Annotated in this window: 13 protein-coding genes; 6 read left to right on the forward strand and 7 right to left on the reverse strand. The window is 35.6% G+C overall.

Translation table 11 applies throughout. The features are described 5' to 3' along the window. Nucleotides 1-158 precede the first annotated feature (158 nt). The 3 genes from FFX44_RS12165 to FFX44_RS12175 all read right to left on the reverse strand — a co-directional run bounded on the left by FFX44_RS12165 (nt 159) and on the right by FFX44_RS12175 (nt 3,797). Nucleotides 159-1,124: an FAD:protein FMN transferase gene (locus tag FFX44_RS12165; protein WP_289981410.1), complete on the reverse strand. Its 966-nt coding sequence runs from the start codon at nt 1,122-1,124 to the stop codon at nt 159-161. Between the two features lie 110 nt (nt 1,125-1,234). After that, nucleotides 1,235-2,743, reverse strand: coding sequence for a glycerol kinase GlpK (glpK, locus tag FFX44_RS12170; RefSeq protein ID WP_289981431.1), 1,509 nt, complete (start codon nt 2,741-2,743; stop codon nt 1,235-1,237). A 124-nt stretch (nt 2,744-2,867) separates the two neighbouring features. After that, nucleotides 2,868-3,797: a LysR family transcriptional regulator gene (locus FFX44_RS12175; protein ID WP_289981436.1), complete on the reverse strand. Its 930-nt coding sequence runs from the start codon at nt 3,795-3,797 to the stop codon at nt 2,868-2,870. 322 nt (nt 3,798-4,119) lie between these two features. Between FFX44_RS12175 and FFX44_RS12180 the strand changes: the two genes are divergently transcribed. The 5 genes from FFX44_RS12180 (at nt 4,120) to FFX44_RS12200 (ending at nt 9,856) form a co-directional block, all read left to right on the forward strand. Then, the gene (locus tag FFX44_RS12180) at nt 4,120-5,001 is read left to right on the forward strand and encodes a shikimate dehydrogenase (RefSeq protein WP_289981439.1); all 882 of its coding nucleotides are present in this window, start codon (nt 4,120-4,122) and stop codon (nt 4,999-5,001) included. A gap of 12 nt (nt 5,002-5,013) precedes the next feature. Beyond that, nucleotides 5,014-6,228, forward strand: coding sequence for an MFS transporter (locus tag FFX44_RS12185; protein ID WP_289981442.1), 1,215 nt, complete (start codon nt 5,014-5,016; stop codon nt 6,226-6,228). Continuing rightward, nucleotides 6,225-6,986: a type I 3-dehydroquinate dehydratase gene (gene aroD / locus FFX44_RS12190; protein WP_289981447.1), complete on the forward strand. Its 762-nt coding sequence runs from the start codon at nt 6,225-6,227 to the stop codon at nt 6,984-6,986. The genes FFX44_RS12185 and aroD overlap by 4 nt, the downstream gene beginning before the upstream one ends. Before the next feature lie 50 nt (nt 6,987-7,036). Beyond that, nucleotides 7,037-8,254 (forward strand): MFS transporter, encoded by a 1,218-nt coding sequence (locus FFX44_RS12195; RefSeq protein ID WP_289981451.1) that lies wholly within the window; start codon nt 7,037-7,039, stop codon nt 8,252-8,254. 198 nt (nt 8,255-8,452) lie between these two features. Then, complete coding sequence (locus FFX44_RS12200; RefSeq protein ID WP_289981454.1) at nt 8,453-9,856, forward strand: NAD-dependent succinate-semialdehyde dehydrogenase; 1,404 nt, start codon at nt 8,453-8,455, stop codon at nt 9,854-9,856. Nucleotides 9,857-10,059: 203 nt separating this feature from the next. Here FFX44_RS12200 and FFX44_RS12205 read toward each other — a convergent pair whose 3' ends face one another. Further along, a complete protein-coding gene (locus FFX44_RS12205) occupies nt 10,060-12,159 on the reverse strand; it encodes a putative ornithine decarboxylase (protein ID WP_289981456.1) in 2,100 nt (699 codons plus the stop codon). Between the two features lie 188 nt (nt 12,160-12,347). Between FFX44_RS12205 and FFX44_RS12210 the strand changes: the two genes are divergently transcribed. After that, on the forward strand, nt 12,348-13,565 hold the full coding sequence (locus FFX44_RS12210; protein ID WP_289981457.1) for an MFS transporter: 1,218 nt from the start codon (nt 12,348-12,350) through the stop codon (nt 13,563-13,565). Between the two features lie 74 nt (nt 13,566-13,639). Here the strand turns inward: FFX44_RS12210 and FFX44_RS12215 are convergent, their stop codons facing one another. From FFX44_RS12215 to larC, 3 genes are all read right to left on the reverse strand, one after another. Then, nucleotides 13,640-14,362 (reverse strand): MIP/aquaporin family protein, encoded by a 723-nt coding sequence (locus FFX44_RS12215; RefSeq protein ID WP_289981458.1) that lies wholly within the window; start codon nt 14,360-14,362, stop codon nt 13,640-13,642. A gap of 6 nt (nt 14,363-14,368) precedes the next feature. Continuing rightward, a complete protein-coding gene (gene larE, locus FFX44_RS12220; protein WP_289981459.1) occupies nt 14,369-15,205 on the reverse strand; it encodes an ATP-dependent sacrificial sulfur transferase LarE in 837 nt (278 codons plus the stop codon). A gap of 15 nt (nt 15,206-15,220) precedes the next feature. Further along, the coding region (gene larC, locus FFX44_RS12225; protein WP_289981461.1) for a nickel insertion protein at nt 15,221-15,833 on the reverse strand (613 nt) is incomplete at its 5' end.

The raw sequence follows: 15,833 nt of genomic DNA on the forward strand, positions 1-15,833 counted from the left end.
TAATGAATTTTCACCATTTAAATATTCTTTAACAACTTTCAGCTTAAAACTGTAGGTATAATTACGTGTCAAAAAAGCACCTCCAAAACTTGATTTACACGTCCAAGTTTTGTAAGGCACTTCACTTATGGCACACTCCCGATATCCCACTATATTATTCATTGCAGAACCGAATCTGCTTCAAGAAAATAATCCTGATTAGTTATTTTAAAACTTTCAGCAATATTTCTCGTAATATACACCTTTTTACTCTTTGTAGTAAAAATTATTCCAATATCGTCTTTCCTATTAAATAGATTCATCGTTCCTCTGATTCCATTATAGAACCCTATACTAGCCCAGATTTCACCATCAATCGATTTTTTGGTGATAACAGTTACACTCGCTAAGTCATTAGCTACAGGATAGCCAGTCTTGGGATTAAAAATATGATGATATTCTTTCCCATCTATTTTTAAAAAGCGTTCATATATCCCTGATGTAACAACAGAGTAGTCTCCCGTTTTCAGAATACCTAACGGCTCATTACGTTGACTGAAAGGAGATTGGATACCCACATTCCATAAACGACTTTCTCGCGCTGGGTCTCCTACTAATAAAACATTACCACCTAAATTTATTATTCCTCTTTCTATATGCTGTTTAATCCAATAATCTTTTATGGCATCAGCAATATATCCCTTCGCAATCCCTCCTAAATCAAGTTCCATTCCTTTTTTTTGTAAAAAGACTGTTCTTTTTTTGTCATTCAAAACTACACTAAATGGATTAGTTAACGCTAACCTTTGCGCAACTTCCATAGTTTGCGGCACCTCTGCATCTGCAAAACCTATATGCCATAGCTTAACAACTGGTCCAATTAAAGCATTAAAACCTAATTCTTTTTGACTAATCTCAATAGCCCTTTTAACAATCTTGTAGCTTATCTCAGAAACAGAAACTTCATCCCTTCCAGAAGCATGATTGATATTCATTATTTCTGAAGAAGTTCTATTCACTGTTAACTTATCTTCATATTCTTTTATTAATTCATATGCTTCATCTAATAGTTTTTCATCCACTGAATTATAGACTGTTAAGTCTATAATGGTTCCAAGTGCACGATATTTTTTATTTATTACCATAACAATTAACACTTACCTTCTTGGTTTACTTTAGGATAAATTATAATCCTCTTGTTATAATACCACCTAAGATATCCTGCAAGAAGAAAGCTAGGTATTTACTCAACTTACTAACCTTTATTGTTACTGAAAGTCAGGGTTGCTTCTACCGCTTTTTTCCACCCATAATATAAATAGGAGCGCTCTTCATCTTCCATTTCAGGATTAAATTTCGTTCCTTCTTGCACCATCGACTTTAATTCATCCAAGTCTTTCCAATATCCGACTTTTAATCCTGCAAGAAAGGCTGCACCTAACGCTGTTGTTTCTAAATTTGCGGCTCTAATAATGGGTGTATTCAAAATGTCCGCTTGAAATTGCATCAACATATTATTTCTGGCTGCACCGCCGTCAACTTTCAATGTTGGTATGTCTATTCCGGAATCTTTTTTCATTGTTTCTATAAGATCTTTAGTCTGATATGCTAACGACTGCAAAGTTGCTTTAACAAAGTCTGACTTTGTAGTCCCTCTTGTCAGTCCAAAAACTGAACCTCTGGCATTAGAGTCCCAGTATGGAGCACCTAAACCTGTGAATGCAGGTACAACATAAATCTCATTACTGCTTTTAGACTCATTTGCTAAATCTTCTGTTTCTGATGCAGACTTAATCATATTCAATCCATCCCGTAACCATTGAATTGCTGAACCAGCAACAAAAATTGATCCTTCCAACGCATAATATACTTTACCATCTATTCCATATGCCACACTGGTCAACAAATTGTTATGTGATAATTTAAGCTTCTCACCAATATTCATTAGCACAAAAGCACCAGTCCCATAGGTATTCTTTACCATTCCAGGTTCAAATGCCAATTGTCCGAATAACGCAGCTTGTTGATCTCCTGCCATACCAGCAATCGGAACTCTTGATCCATAAAAATGATATTCTTTGGTACTTCCAAAGATTTCTGAATTCGAACATATTTTGGGAAGCATTATTTCAGGAATATTCAATAATTCAAGAATATTCTTTTCCCATGATAAAGTATGAATATTAAAAAGCATTGTTCTGCTTGCATTGGTATAGTCAGTCACATGCGATTCACCACCAGTTAATTTCCACACTAACCAAGTATCAATAGTCCCAAAAAGTAATTCTCCTTTTTCAGCTCTTTCTTGAGCACCTTCCACATGGTCCAGAATCCAGCGAATTTTGGTCGCAGAAAAGTAAGGATCTACTAGTAATCCTGTTCTTTCATGAATCATTTTTCCATTACCATCTTTAATGAGCATATTAGATATATCTTCTGTCTGTCTTGATTGCCACACAATTGCATGATATATCGGTAATCCGGTCTGCTTATCCCAAACCACTGTCGTTTCTCTTTGATTAGTTATACCTATACCCACTATTTGCCTCGGTTTGATTTCTGACTCAATAAATGCATTAGCAATTGTCGATAGAACCGCGTTCCATATTTCATTTGCATCATGTTCTACCCACCCTGGCTGCGGAAAATATTGCCTAAACTCTTTTTGTGCATCAGCAACTTTGTTTCCATTCTTATCAAAAATAATTGTTCTTGTACTTGTAGTTCCTTCATCAATAGATAAAATATATTCCTTTTCTTCCAAGACCTCATCTCCTAATCTATTTAATAGGGATTGCTATTCTTTTTAAATAATAGCGCTTGCATTAAATAGATTAAACCTCTTTTTATTTCTTAATTAATAGAATATCTCTATCTTTAAAAACGTTTTAAATATATCTGTGTTCGTTCATGAAATACCTATCACAATAATTAATAGCAAATGATTTAAACTTTGCTGTGGATGGTGGTAAAAAATGGTCTGCTTTAGAAATTAAATAAATTGTATTAAATGCTTCGGGTTCTTTTATGTGAGCAATATGGACTAAATCTGGATTTAATTGTGATAAATGAGGGATTAAAGCAATTCCATAACCATGCTGAACAAACCCTACAATTGCATGATCCTCTTCTATTTCAGCCTTAACATTCGGATGAATATTATTATTTTGGAATAATTTATCTATCAAAGGACGAATTCCGCTATTCCTTGAGAAATTAATAAATGGATAGTTTCCTAACTGATTTAAGAAAATAGAACTGTATTTCGCTAACGGATGATTTCTAGGTGTTACAAGGACTAACTCCTGTTTAGCCACTGGTACATATGCTAACTTTGTTTTAATACTTTCATTGTTTAGTTGCTCGATATATGATGAAAAAACCATATCGTATTTTTCTGCAATTAACTTTTTTACCAATTCTTCAGTATTATTTTGATAAAAATTAAACGAAATACTTTTATTTGCCATATCTTTTTGAAACACTGTCACTAGTTCTGGGACAAGTTCTTGACCCAGAGTGTACGTGAATCCTACATCAACATGTCCTTGTCTCACATCCAGCAACTGTGAAACCATCTTTTTTCCTTCATTCAAAGTCGTGAGACTACTTTCAACATAGTTTAAATAGATTTTGCCTATTGCTGTCAATCTAATATTTCTTCCATCTTTTTCAAATAGTGGAACACCTAGGTCACTTTCTAAATGTTCTATTGCGTAACTCAGTGAAGGTTGAGAAATTGATAGATTTTCTGCGGCTTTTGCCATATGTTCTGTGTACGCCAATTCTCTGAAAAAATAAAGATGCTTTAAATTCATAGACTCCATCTCCAATCATGTTAACAATAAATAATATCTATGTATAAATCAATTTTACATTATTTATTCCAAATAATGTGAGCACTGCTCTTTTTAACATAGGTTTCTTCCTACATCTTTTTATAGCATGTTTAATTAAACATTCCTACCGTAATCATAGAAATATTGTGTATTATTGTATATATTTTAAATACTAAACTTTTTCAATAGAATTTTTTTATGAATTAATAGATTTTTATTTATTTATTATTCTGAATTAATTATTTATAATATGTGAATAGAATAACAAAGTTAGCGAAAAATTGAAGGGAGTTTTTTTATAATGACAGAACGTATTGATGGACACACAATTTTAATTGGATTAATGGCTTATCCTATCAGGCATTCTATGTCTCCTACCATGCATAATAACGCTTTTGCAAAACTTGGATTAAACTATGCTTATCTTGCTTTTGATATCACAAACGAGAAACTTAAAGGGGCTGTTGATGCTATTCGTACACTCGATATGCGTGGCTCAAATGTTTCTATGCCAAACAAGCAGAAAGTTATTCCCTATCTCGATACTCTAGATCCTGCTGCCGAATTATGCGGAGCTGTAAATACAATTGTCAATGATAACGGTATTTTAACTGGTTATACAACTGATGGTACAGGTTTTATGAAATCACTAGCTGATGAAGGATTAAATATTCACGGTGAAAAAATGACTTTGGCTGGGGCTGGTGGAGCTGGAACTGCAATTGCAATCCAAGCTGCATTGGACGGTGTTGCTGAAATTTCATTATTTAATATAAAAGATGCTACCTGGGATAATGCTGTCAGAAATGTTGCGATTATCAATGAGAAAACAACTTGCAAAGCAACACTCCATTCGCTGGAAAATAAAGATGATTTTAAAGCAGAAATCGCCTCGAGTGCCATCTATTGTGATTCTACCGGAGTAGGAATGAAGCCCCTTGAAGACATGACGCTTGTCGAAGACCCTACATGGTTCCATAAGGATATGATCGTTTACGACACTGTTTATTCTCCAAGAACAACAAAATTAATGGAAGTTGCAAAAGAAGCTGGTGTAAACCACGTATTTAACGGATTAGGAATGATGCTCGAACAAGGTGCGGAAGCCTTCAAACTCTGGACAAATGAAGAAATGCCCATCGACTATATCAAGAGTTTATTGTTTGATGATGTAAAAAAATAGGGGGAAGCATAGATGAAAAACAAATATATTCCAACTGCTTTTAGCCTTTATTTAAATTATTTCATTCATGGCTTTGGGGTTATAATTTTGGCTCAAAATATGAATTCCTTAGCTAATCAATGGAATACTACAACAGCTGGTGTAGCAATTGTCATTTCTTCATTAGGTATTGGCCGACTAATCGTTTTACTGATATCTGGTGCTTTATCTGATAAATTCGGTAGGAAGCCTTTCGTCGTCTTAGGTGCTTGTACCTATCTAATTTTCTTCATTGGTATCATTTTAAGTAAAAATATAACCGTTGCATATATATTTGGTATTTTAGCTGGAATTGCCAATTCATTTCTGGACTCAGGAACCTATCCCGCTTTGATGGAAATGTTTCCTAATTCCAAAGGTACCGCTAATGTTGTCATAAAGGCCTTTATTTCTGCAGGGCAATTCATTCTTCCTCTAATGGTTAGTTTCTTCATTGCCAATAATTTATGGTTTGGTTGGAGCTTTGTATTTTGTATTGCTATATTGATACTAAATGGAATTTTTATGATAACTTCTAGCAAATTTCCTAAAATATCTTCGGTAGACGAAAAAAATTCTTCAGTAAAAATTGAAGAAGAAAAGCCTGTCAATGTAAAAGCAAATTTATGGATTGATGGTACACTTTTTATACTTTATGGATACATTTCGCAGTCTACATTCTATTTAGTTAGCCAATGGCTGAGCGAATATGGGCAAAAAGTTGCTAATATGAATGCTACTGGTGCTCATACATTAATTAGTTATTACAGCATCGGCTCATTAGCATGTGTCTTCTTCACTGCAGCATTAGCAAAAAAAGCTGTCAAAGAAATAAGCTTTTTGAGTGTATACACACTAATATCATTCTTATCATTATTAGTAATGTATCTTGTTCCTAATTCTATAATCTGCACTATCATGGCTTTTGTTGTTGGTTTCTCCGCTGCTGGTGGCGTCATGCAGCTTGGCTTAACTGTAATGTCTGACTTTTTCCCACAAGGTAAGGGAACAATTACTGGCGCTTTTTACACCGCTGGCTCAATTGCTTCATTTACCATCCCTCTAATTACAGGGATGATGGCTTCCAACTTAGCACATATAATTTTATTCGATGTCTTTATTGCTTTAGCTGGTTTTGTTATTACAGTTCTAATTACAATTCGTTACCATCAACTTTTTAAAAAAACAAAAAAGGAGTTGCTAAAATGAAAAGCACTAAAATAAAAAACGTCATTCTAGGTACGGGACGTCCCAAAGTTGCTGTGCCCATGACAGGAATAACCGAGCAAAAAATTTTGGAAGAAGCAAAAGAAATTGTTGCAAAAAAACCTGATATTATTGAGTGGAGGATAGATTTTTTTCAAGACGTAACAGATATTGTAAAATTAAAAGGTGTCACCGCAAAATTAAGAAAGATCATCAAGGATACTGCCCTTTTAATCACATTTAGAACATATCGAGAAGGTGGTAATCTAAAGTTATCTGATGAAAAATATTTTAGCATTGTTCGAGCACTTATTGAAAATAATCTCGGTGATGCTGTTGACTTGGAAAGATATCATGATGAAGCGGAGTTAACTGCATTGTTAACTTTATCAAAAGCTAATCATGTGATTGTTATTATGAGCAATCACGATTTTCATAAAACTCCGTCAAAAAATAATATTATTGAACGTCTTCAAAGTATGGAGCAACTTGGTGCGGATATAGCCAAAATTGCAGTGATGCCAACAAACAGGAAGGATGTATTGGAGCTGTTGGCTGCAACTCAAGAAGCTAGTGAGAACATAGACATCCCTATCATCACAATGTCTATGGGTGATTTAGGAAAAATATCTAGAATTTGTGGTGAAGCTTTTGGCTCTTGCTTAACTTTTGCATCTGTAACTGCAGCATCAGCACCAGGTCAAATAGAGTTGAATCATTTAAGACAAGAATTAGACGACTTAAAAATTGCAGATCTTTAAATAACCTAAACAGGCTGTTTTTATAAATTAATGACATTAAAGGTGACTAGATGAAAAGACAAAATACTTTTTTTACCGTTTTCTTTCTGTATCTAAATTATCTAGTCCATGGCATGGCAATTGTAATTTTAGCTCAAAACATGCTTCCACTTAGATTGCAACTAGGCGCAAGTATTGCACAGATTTCATATATCATTTCTTCGTTGGGTATTGGAAGATTATTAGTTCTATACATTTCAGGATGGCTATCTGATTGTTACGGTAGAAAGCCATTTATAATCATTGGTATTTTAACCTACATTCCATTTTTTATAGGTATACTTTTAAGTAAAAATATATTTGAAGCTTATATTTGTGGCATATTAGCTGGCATGGCAAACTCTTTCTTAGATGCCGGAACCTATCCTGCTCTTATGGAATTTTTTCCAAAGTCTCAAGCAACAGTCAATATTTTGATTAAGGCATTTGCCTCCATTGGAGAACTCATACTACCCTTATTGGTAACCTTTTTAGAATTACATTTTCTTTGGTATGGCTGGTCTTTTATACTATGTGCTATAATTTTAACATTAAATTTATTTGTTATTTTGACAAGAAAGTTTCCCTCCATTCCGATGAAGAGACGAATAACCATAACCAAGGACTCGCGTAAAAAGTTGCATATCGATATTCCTCATATTGCCGCCGGAATTTTATTGACAATTTATGGATACATTTCTATGTCAACTTTTTACTTAATCAGTCAATGGCTGACAGACTATGGTATGAATGTTGCAAATTTGAGTATGATACATGCTCGTTCTTTAGTTAGCATATATAGTATCGGCTCAATTGTTGGTGTTCTCATTAACACTTTGCTAGTTAGCTTTTTATTAAAAGAGTCATTTCTAATGATCTTTCACACATCTCTATCATTCTTGACATTACTGCTTATATCAATGATCCCTGAACCATCTATACTGTTTATAGGATCCTTTGTCATCGGTTTTTCAGCTGCTGGTGGTGTTATGCAGTTAGGTCTAACACTAATGTGTAATCTTTTCCCAGCACATAAAGGCCTCGTAACAGGGATATATTATACCGCCAGTGGTCTAGCTTCCTTTTCTATTCCGCTGATAACGGGTTTAATTTCACAGACAAATATTCACAATATTCTCTGGTTAGATGTATTCATTGCTATTATTGGGCTTATCTGTAGCCTATTAATTACAATAATCGATAAAATAATTTTTAAACAAAAAAATACAAGAAATTTAATCAAACGATAACAATTGGTACCATCCAATTGTTTTTTTAGTATCTTCGTAAAGAATTATTGACCTCAACCTTTTTTTGGATTACTCTCTATTTGTAAGTTGTTTATAAACTAATCAGTTTATGATAACTTTTATGGTCGTGTTTTCAACTTTTTTGAAAATTTTATCCATAACACTACATGAATCAATAATCTGAAGGAGGAAATAAAATTGGCTTACAAAACTGTTAACCCTTATACAAACGAATTAGTCAAAGAATTCCCAAATGCAAATGCTACTCAAATCGAAGAGGCTCTTACAACGACTCACAGTCTCTACCAGACATGGAAAAAAGAAAACGTTTCTGATCGTGCACAAAAGTTGCATGATGTTGCACAAACATTTCGTGATAATTCAGAAGAACTTGCAAAAGTGTTAGTTACAGAAATGGGTAAATTAATTGGCGAAGCACGTGGTGAAGTTGAATTATGTGCTATGATTGCTGATTATTTTGCTGATAATAGTGCCACTATGTTATCTTCTATCCCCTTGAAATCAACTGCTGGTAATGCTCGGATTGAAAAAGAATCAGTTGGTGTCTTATTGATGGTCGAACCATGGAATTTTCCATATTATCAGATTATGCGTGTCTACGCACCAAATTATATGGTTGGCAATCCTATGATTTTGAAGCATTCTTCAAATACACCTTGGGCTGGAGCAATCTTCCAAGAAATGATTGAAAAAGCCGGTGCACCAAAGGGAAGTTTGATTAACCTCTTCCTGACTCATGATCAAGTTGATGAAGTCATTGCCGATAGCCGTATTCAAGGCGTTGCTTTAACAGGTTCCGAGCGTGGCGGTAGTTCAGTCGCTCAAACAGCTGGTAAATATTTGAAGAAATCTTCAATGGAACTCGGTGGTAATGATGCCTTTATCGTTCTTGAAGATGCTAACATCGATGAAGTTATCTCTGTCGCGAGCCGGGCCCGTACTTACAACGCAGGTCAAGTATGTACGTCCTCAAAACGCTTCATTGTTGCTGATAAACTATACGATGAATTTGTAGCACGCTTAGCTGATAGTTATAAACATTTTGTTCCTGGAGACCCAATGGATGAAAAGACAACTCTTGCTCCTTTATCATCTGCAAAGGCAAAACAAACTCTGCAAAAGCAGTTGGATGATGCACTTGCTGCTGGTGCAAAATTATACTTTGGAAATACACCGATTGATCTCCCAGGCCAATTTTTCCAACCTTCAATTATCACGGATGTTACTCCCGATAATCCCGCATACTACCAGGAGATGTTTGGTCCAGTTGCACAAGTTTATCGTGCATCTAGTGAACAAGAAGCAATTGATATTGCCAATGATTCACACTACGGTTTAGGTGGTATTGTGTTCGCTGGTGACAGCAAACATGGTGAAGAAGTTGCACAACAAATTGATACAGGCATGGTGTTCGTTAATACATTTTTGTACACATTACCTGAAATTCCATTTGGTGGAGTCAAGCGTTCTGGATATGGGCGTGAAATGAGCAGCTTGGGACTAAATGCATTTGTTAACGATAAATTAATTGTTTCTGTTACAAAACCTGATTTAAACAATTTAGGTGGAGCTTTATTCTAGAAAAATTTGTTAATCTAATTTAAAAATATCTACACTCATTAAGTATGAGGGGGAGGTTCAAAATTTAACTTTTGAATCTCCCCCTCTATTTGTCTCATATAAACATGTTCCATAAGTCAAAATTCTCCCAACTTATGGAACAACTCCCTCATTTCTTTTTGACTCTTTGAACTAACAATTTCACTAAGTTATTTAAAGGCTGCTTACAACTTGACATATCCGTAAGCAATATATTTACCATCAACTTGTTTCACATAAACACCTTGTATTTCTGGATCAAAACCGGGGAACTTAGACATCGCACCTAATAGTGTCTGAAAGTAATCAATATCGACCTGCTTCCACTTTTCTCCAGGAGCAACAACAAAGACTCCTGGGGGATAAGGTAGAGCACCTTCAAGCGCTATTTGATCTTTAATTTGTGATAATTCGACCAATTTTCCTTTATTGCGTACAAATTCTAAGTCTGCTTCACTAGGAAGTTCTTCGTATGATTGAAAAGAATGTTTAGCGAAGAGTTTCTTTTGTAAGACAAAGGTTTGATGATCCTTGTAATAATTATGCATTTCTTTACACAATTGTCTCAATGTATAGCCATTATATCTGCCCTGACTTTTCGCAACTATCTTGGGTAACACATCAACTAACGCCGCATCTTCTTCATACCTTTGTTCAAATACAAGCAACTTTGCCAATAATTGCTCTAATTCATAGTCTCCATCTCCTGGTGTCAACAGGAATAGCAATGAATTCAGGTCTGCCTTCGCTGACATAACACGTTGTTCCGTCAAAAACGCGTTGACAACAGGTGCGGGTATGCCCGTTCGCTCGTAAACACCCTGTTCGACATCGATTCCAGGAGTTTTAATTATCAACTTGAATGGATCCTGCATGGCTTGTCCATTGTTTATCCGAGTAAAGCCATGCCATAAGTCTTCAGAATTAAGCATCCAAGTATTTTTATCAGTAGCAAGTTTTTCAGTTGTAATCTCATTCCAATTTACGGCATCAACCTTTTGGGGAACGAATGGAGCAAACAACTTTGAACTATTCAATAATTGTTTACGCCATTCAATTCCCCTTATCAAAGTCTTACCCCATTCATTTGCAGCAAAATTTTTTTCTGCCATATAAGCATTGACGACAAGTGACGCATAGACTGGATACGAATAACTTGTCGTTACATACTTCAAATACGTGTGATTGAAGTGTTTGTGATCTATATATCTAGCTTGTCCCTTTATATGGCTGTCTTTCTTCAATATCTGCGATGCCTGTGCAATCCCTGCTTGCTGCTTGTGAATTGATTGTGTCACCAAGATTCCAGGATCTTCTTGACCAAGATGACCTGTAAATGCAGAGAGTGATTCCATCAATGGAACAAATTGTTCATAACCACCCCATGCACAGTCAAATAAAATGTAGTCACATAAGGAACCTAATTTTTTTATAATCCTCTGAGCATCATAAATAATTCCATCATAGGTTTCTAACTGTATAACTGCCATCCTAAATGGACGTCTTTTTTTTGCCTTATCAGGAGCAACTTTCATAATTTCTGCTCTCAGTTTCTTTTCACTAAGATATTCTTCATCCAATGGACCAATTGCACCCAATGGATTACGATCTGTTGGTATGTATACCGGAATTGCACCTGTCATAATCAGCGCGCCATTATAAAGTGATTTATGATTGTTCCTATCAAATAAGACTAAATCTCCAGCAGTGAGTGCTGCCAATGAACAAATTGTATTTGCAGTTGTCGTTCCATTTGTTACAAAATATACCTTGTCAGCATGATAGGCTTTAGCTGCTTGCTTCTGGGCATCAAGTGGTGTTCCTATATGGGTCAATGTATCGCCCAACTCTGTCACAGTATCACTGACATCTGCTTGAAAAAAGTTGTCACCCATAAATTTCTTAAACAATAATCCTGCTGGGTGTAGTGTGTAAAATTTACCGCCATGGTGCCCAGGTGTAGTAAAACTAACCGGTTTTTCCTTAGCGTAACTTATCAAGTCTGTAATAAATCTTGGAATACTTTGACTTTCATATTTTTTAGCAATTTTTTCAATCTGTTGTATTTGCTGTTTATTTTTCATATCCATGTCAACTACTGGGATTTTCAATCCGCTTTGATCCAAATTCTGTCTTATATCTTCCGCGATAGTCTCGCCTTTTAGCTTCACAATCACTGCTATCTCTGCCATATCTGTCTCGGAACTCAATAAGGTTACCTTTCTATCTTGGCTTCCTAAAAAAAAGATTATGTTTTGTGTTGCAGCAATCTTTAAAAGCTTCATCTGTTTTTCCCTTTCCTTTTTTAATTTATTTTAATTCAACTACATAATTACACAAGAAACAAGTTCAGGTTAACATGTTCCCTCCAAAAAGCCTTAAATTTGTTGCTCCAGAATTTATTTTTTTGCTAACATGATGAAAATAAGATTATAATAAACTTACTTTTAACAATTCGATGGAGATGACATATATGCTTGCAAAACTAGAAAAATGGCAACGTAATCTGATAGTCTTATGGATTGGTTGTTTTATTGCAGGCATTGGCTTTAGTGAAATTGCACCTTTTCTTTCCCTTTATGTTGGTGAACTTGGTAACTTCAGCAAAGGTCAGCTAACTATCTACAGTGGTTTAACTTACGCAATTACTTTCCTCGTTGTTGCTGTTGTTTCACCTATCTGGGGACACCTTGCCGATCGGCGCGGGCGCAAACTAATGTTACTTCGCTCATCATTGGGGATGGCAATAATCATTGCCGCTTGCGGCTTTGTCCACAATATCTGGTCATTATTACTTTTACGCTTCCTACAAGGACTGTGTGCAGGTTATATTCCAAATGCCTCTGCACTAATCGCAACCGAATCTCCAAAGGACAAAAGTGGCTCTGTTTTAGGTATCTTAACCACAAGTTATGTCTCTGGTAACTTGATTGGCCCCGTCTTAGGAGGATTTCTCGCCCAGGTATTTTCAATCAGAATTACCTTTGTTTTAACTGGGATTCTCTTATTAATTGTCTTTTTTTTAAGCTTGTTTTTTGTACACGAGAATTTTATTCCTGTACCTAAACCTAAGAAAAAAGAAAAGCATAGCTCGACACTTGCGCAGCTAAAAAATCCTAGGATAATCATTGTGCTTCTTTTCTCAACAATGATTATCCAAATGGGAAATAATTCAATCACACCAATCATCAGTCTCTATGTCAAGGAACTCATGCATGGGATTGGACCCATTACAGTTGTTGCTGGAATAATTGCCGCCTTGCCTGGACTATCAACACTAATTGCTGCGCCAAGACTTGGTGAGTTAGGTGATCGCAAAGGAAATGGTAAAATTCTCATGTTTGGCTTTTTATTCGCCATCGTTATGTATTTCCCTCAGGGATTAGTAACCAGTGTTTGGCTGCTTGGGATTTTGCGATTCATGATTGGTATTTCAGATGGTGCTCTTTTTCCAACAATCCAGACCATTCTATCGAAAGAATCTCCCTCAAGATTAACCGGGACTGTGTTTAGCTGGAATCAGTCTTTTCAAGCACTTGGTAGTATGTTTGGGTCCCTTTTCGGAGGCATTATTCCCAATTTTTTTGACTATAATGGTGTCTTCATCTTTACTGCCTTATCTTTATTAGTAAATTTCCTTATTGTCATTATTTTTCTGCCCGAGCTTAGACCTCAATCCAATAAAAATTAATAAAAAACCAGCCCCCAAAAGTTAGCCTAAAAAAGCTAACTTCTGGGGGCTGGTTTATGCATCAAATCGCCTTTTTAATTGAAAATAACTTGATATAAAGTTGTAGCTATAATTGCGCCACAAATTGGTGCTACTACAGGAACCCAACTATAATAAAATTGTGAACTTCCTTTATATTTAAATGGCCATATAGCATGTAACAGCCTTGGCCCTATATCTCTTGCTGGATTTAAGGCAGGACCTGTTGGCCCACCGAATGAGACAACCAGACACATCACCAAGAAACCTAATCCAATAAAATCTGCACGAGAATCAACCTTATCAGCCGTAATGCATAGTGCACCAAAAACCAACATAAATGTACCAATGAGTTCGTTAATGAAGCCATTTAGCCTGCTATTTGCAGCATCAATTGTCGAAAATGTTCCAAGAATTGCTTCTGGATTCTCGGTTTCATTATAGTATGGACTATAAGCTAAAATAATCATTAGTTGTCCGAAAATCGCGCCTAACAATTGTGCAATAATATAAGGTATCACCTCTTGCCAAGGAAAACTTCCTGTGACTGCCAAAGCAATCGTCATTGCTGGATTAATCTGTGCGCCTGAGACCGTGGCAAACATCAATGCAGGAATCATAACACCAATTCCATAACCAAAGCCGATTAAGACCCAACCACCGTGAAATCCTTTTGTACCTTTTAGTTCAACGTTAGCTACAGAACCATTACCTAAAGCAACCATGATAGCTGTTCCGATAAATTCTGCTATACAGCGTATAAATAAAGAATAATGCATTAAATTCTACCCCACTAAAATATTTAATTTTTCTGCTTCTGAAAGTTCTTGGTTCATACGTCCACTGACAAAGCCTTGTAAGTCGACCGTAACATATTTATAACCTATTTGATTAAGCTTTGCAGTGATGGTTGTTTTCTTAGCAATTATGTTCATAATTTCTGCTTCAGGTACTTCAATTCTTGCCATATCTTCATGAACCCTAACCCTAACAGTCATAAACCCTTGTTCTCTTAAATATTTTTCGGCAGTTAAAACTTGCTGCAATTTTGTGCTTGTTAATTCAGTATTATATGGGAAACGTGATGAAACAGAACATGAGGGAATCTTGTTCCAATTCTTCAATCCAAGTTTTTGTGAAAGTTGACGAACTTCATCTTTATATATATTAGCTTGTTGCAAGATAGAAACAGCTCCAGCTTCATCTCTTGCACGAAGACCTGGGCGAAAATCAGATGCATCATCCATAATCATTCCATCTAACACTGTATCAGTACCAAATTTTTCAGCAATTCCCATTAACTTTGCATAAAAAATCCGCTTCATGTAATACCATGAATTTGGTTTATTATTTTTTACATGTTCATCTGCTAAGTAATCTAATTCCACGCCTTTTACCTGTGCACCTAATTCTCCTGCCAACTTAATTGCCTTTTCATACTCATCATCTGAAAAAAGTTCAGAATTAGCTACCACCGCTAGAACATTCTCCTTACCAAGTGCATTGATTGCTTCCTTCAATACAAGGGTTGAATCAATTCCACCTGAAAAGCCAATCACAACTCGCTTGTAACTTGCCAAAATCGACTGTAGCTTCTTTTCTTTTTCTGTTAATATACTCATTTAAAAAAACTCCTTCTATAATTGATTGTTTTGTAGAAACTCTGTAATTCTATCTCTCAACTCACTTACTGCCACTCTATTTTTTCTTGCTAAGTCTACCAATTCATCATGCTCCAATGAAATTTTTGAAAAGCCATCATAAGCCAAATACTTAACATGGATATTTCCAAATTTTGTTCGCACAACTTTAACACTACGCTGCATTATTTTTCTATCCATCAGCTGTTGTCTAACACCGATTGATGTTGTCTTCTCAAATAATACTTTCACCAACTCATCACTTTTTGCTGGCGCTGCTAATAAACACAACTTGTACGCTGGACGTCCCTTCTTCATAATGATTGGTTCCGTCCAAACATCCTTGGCTCCTTTTTCAAGAAGAACCTGCATTACATCAGCTAGCTCTTCGCCAGTGATGTCATCTAGATTGGTTTCTATCAATATTATTTGATCCTGCTCTTGTGTGACCCTTTGATTGCTCAACAGAGAATTGCAAAGGCATCCCCGCAATGCATTCAAGCTACCAGTTTCTCGTGTCCCAAAGCCATATCCGACTTGTTCAACTATCAAATTATCTGGTATTCCTCCAAACTCTTTTGTGATACACTTTACGATTCCAAAACCAGTT

Source organism: Lactobacillus sp. UCMA15818, from assembly GCF_030400225.1.
Lineage (GTDB): Bacteria > Bacillota > Bacilli > Lactobacillales > Lactobacillaceae > Liquorilactobacillus.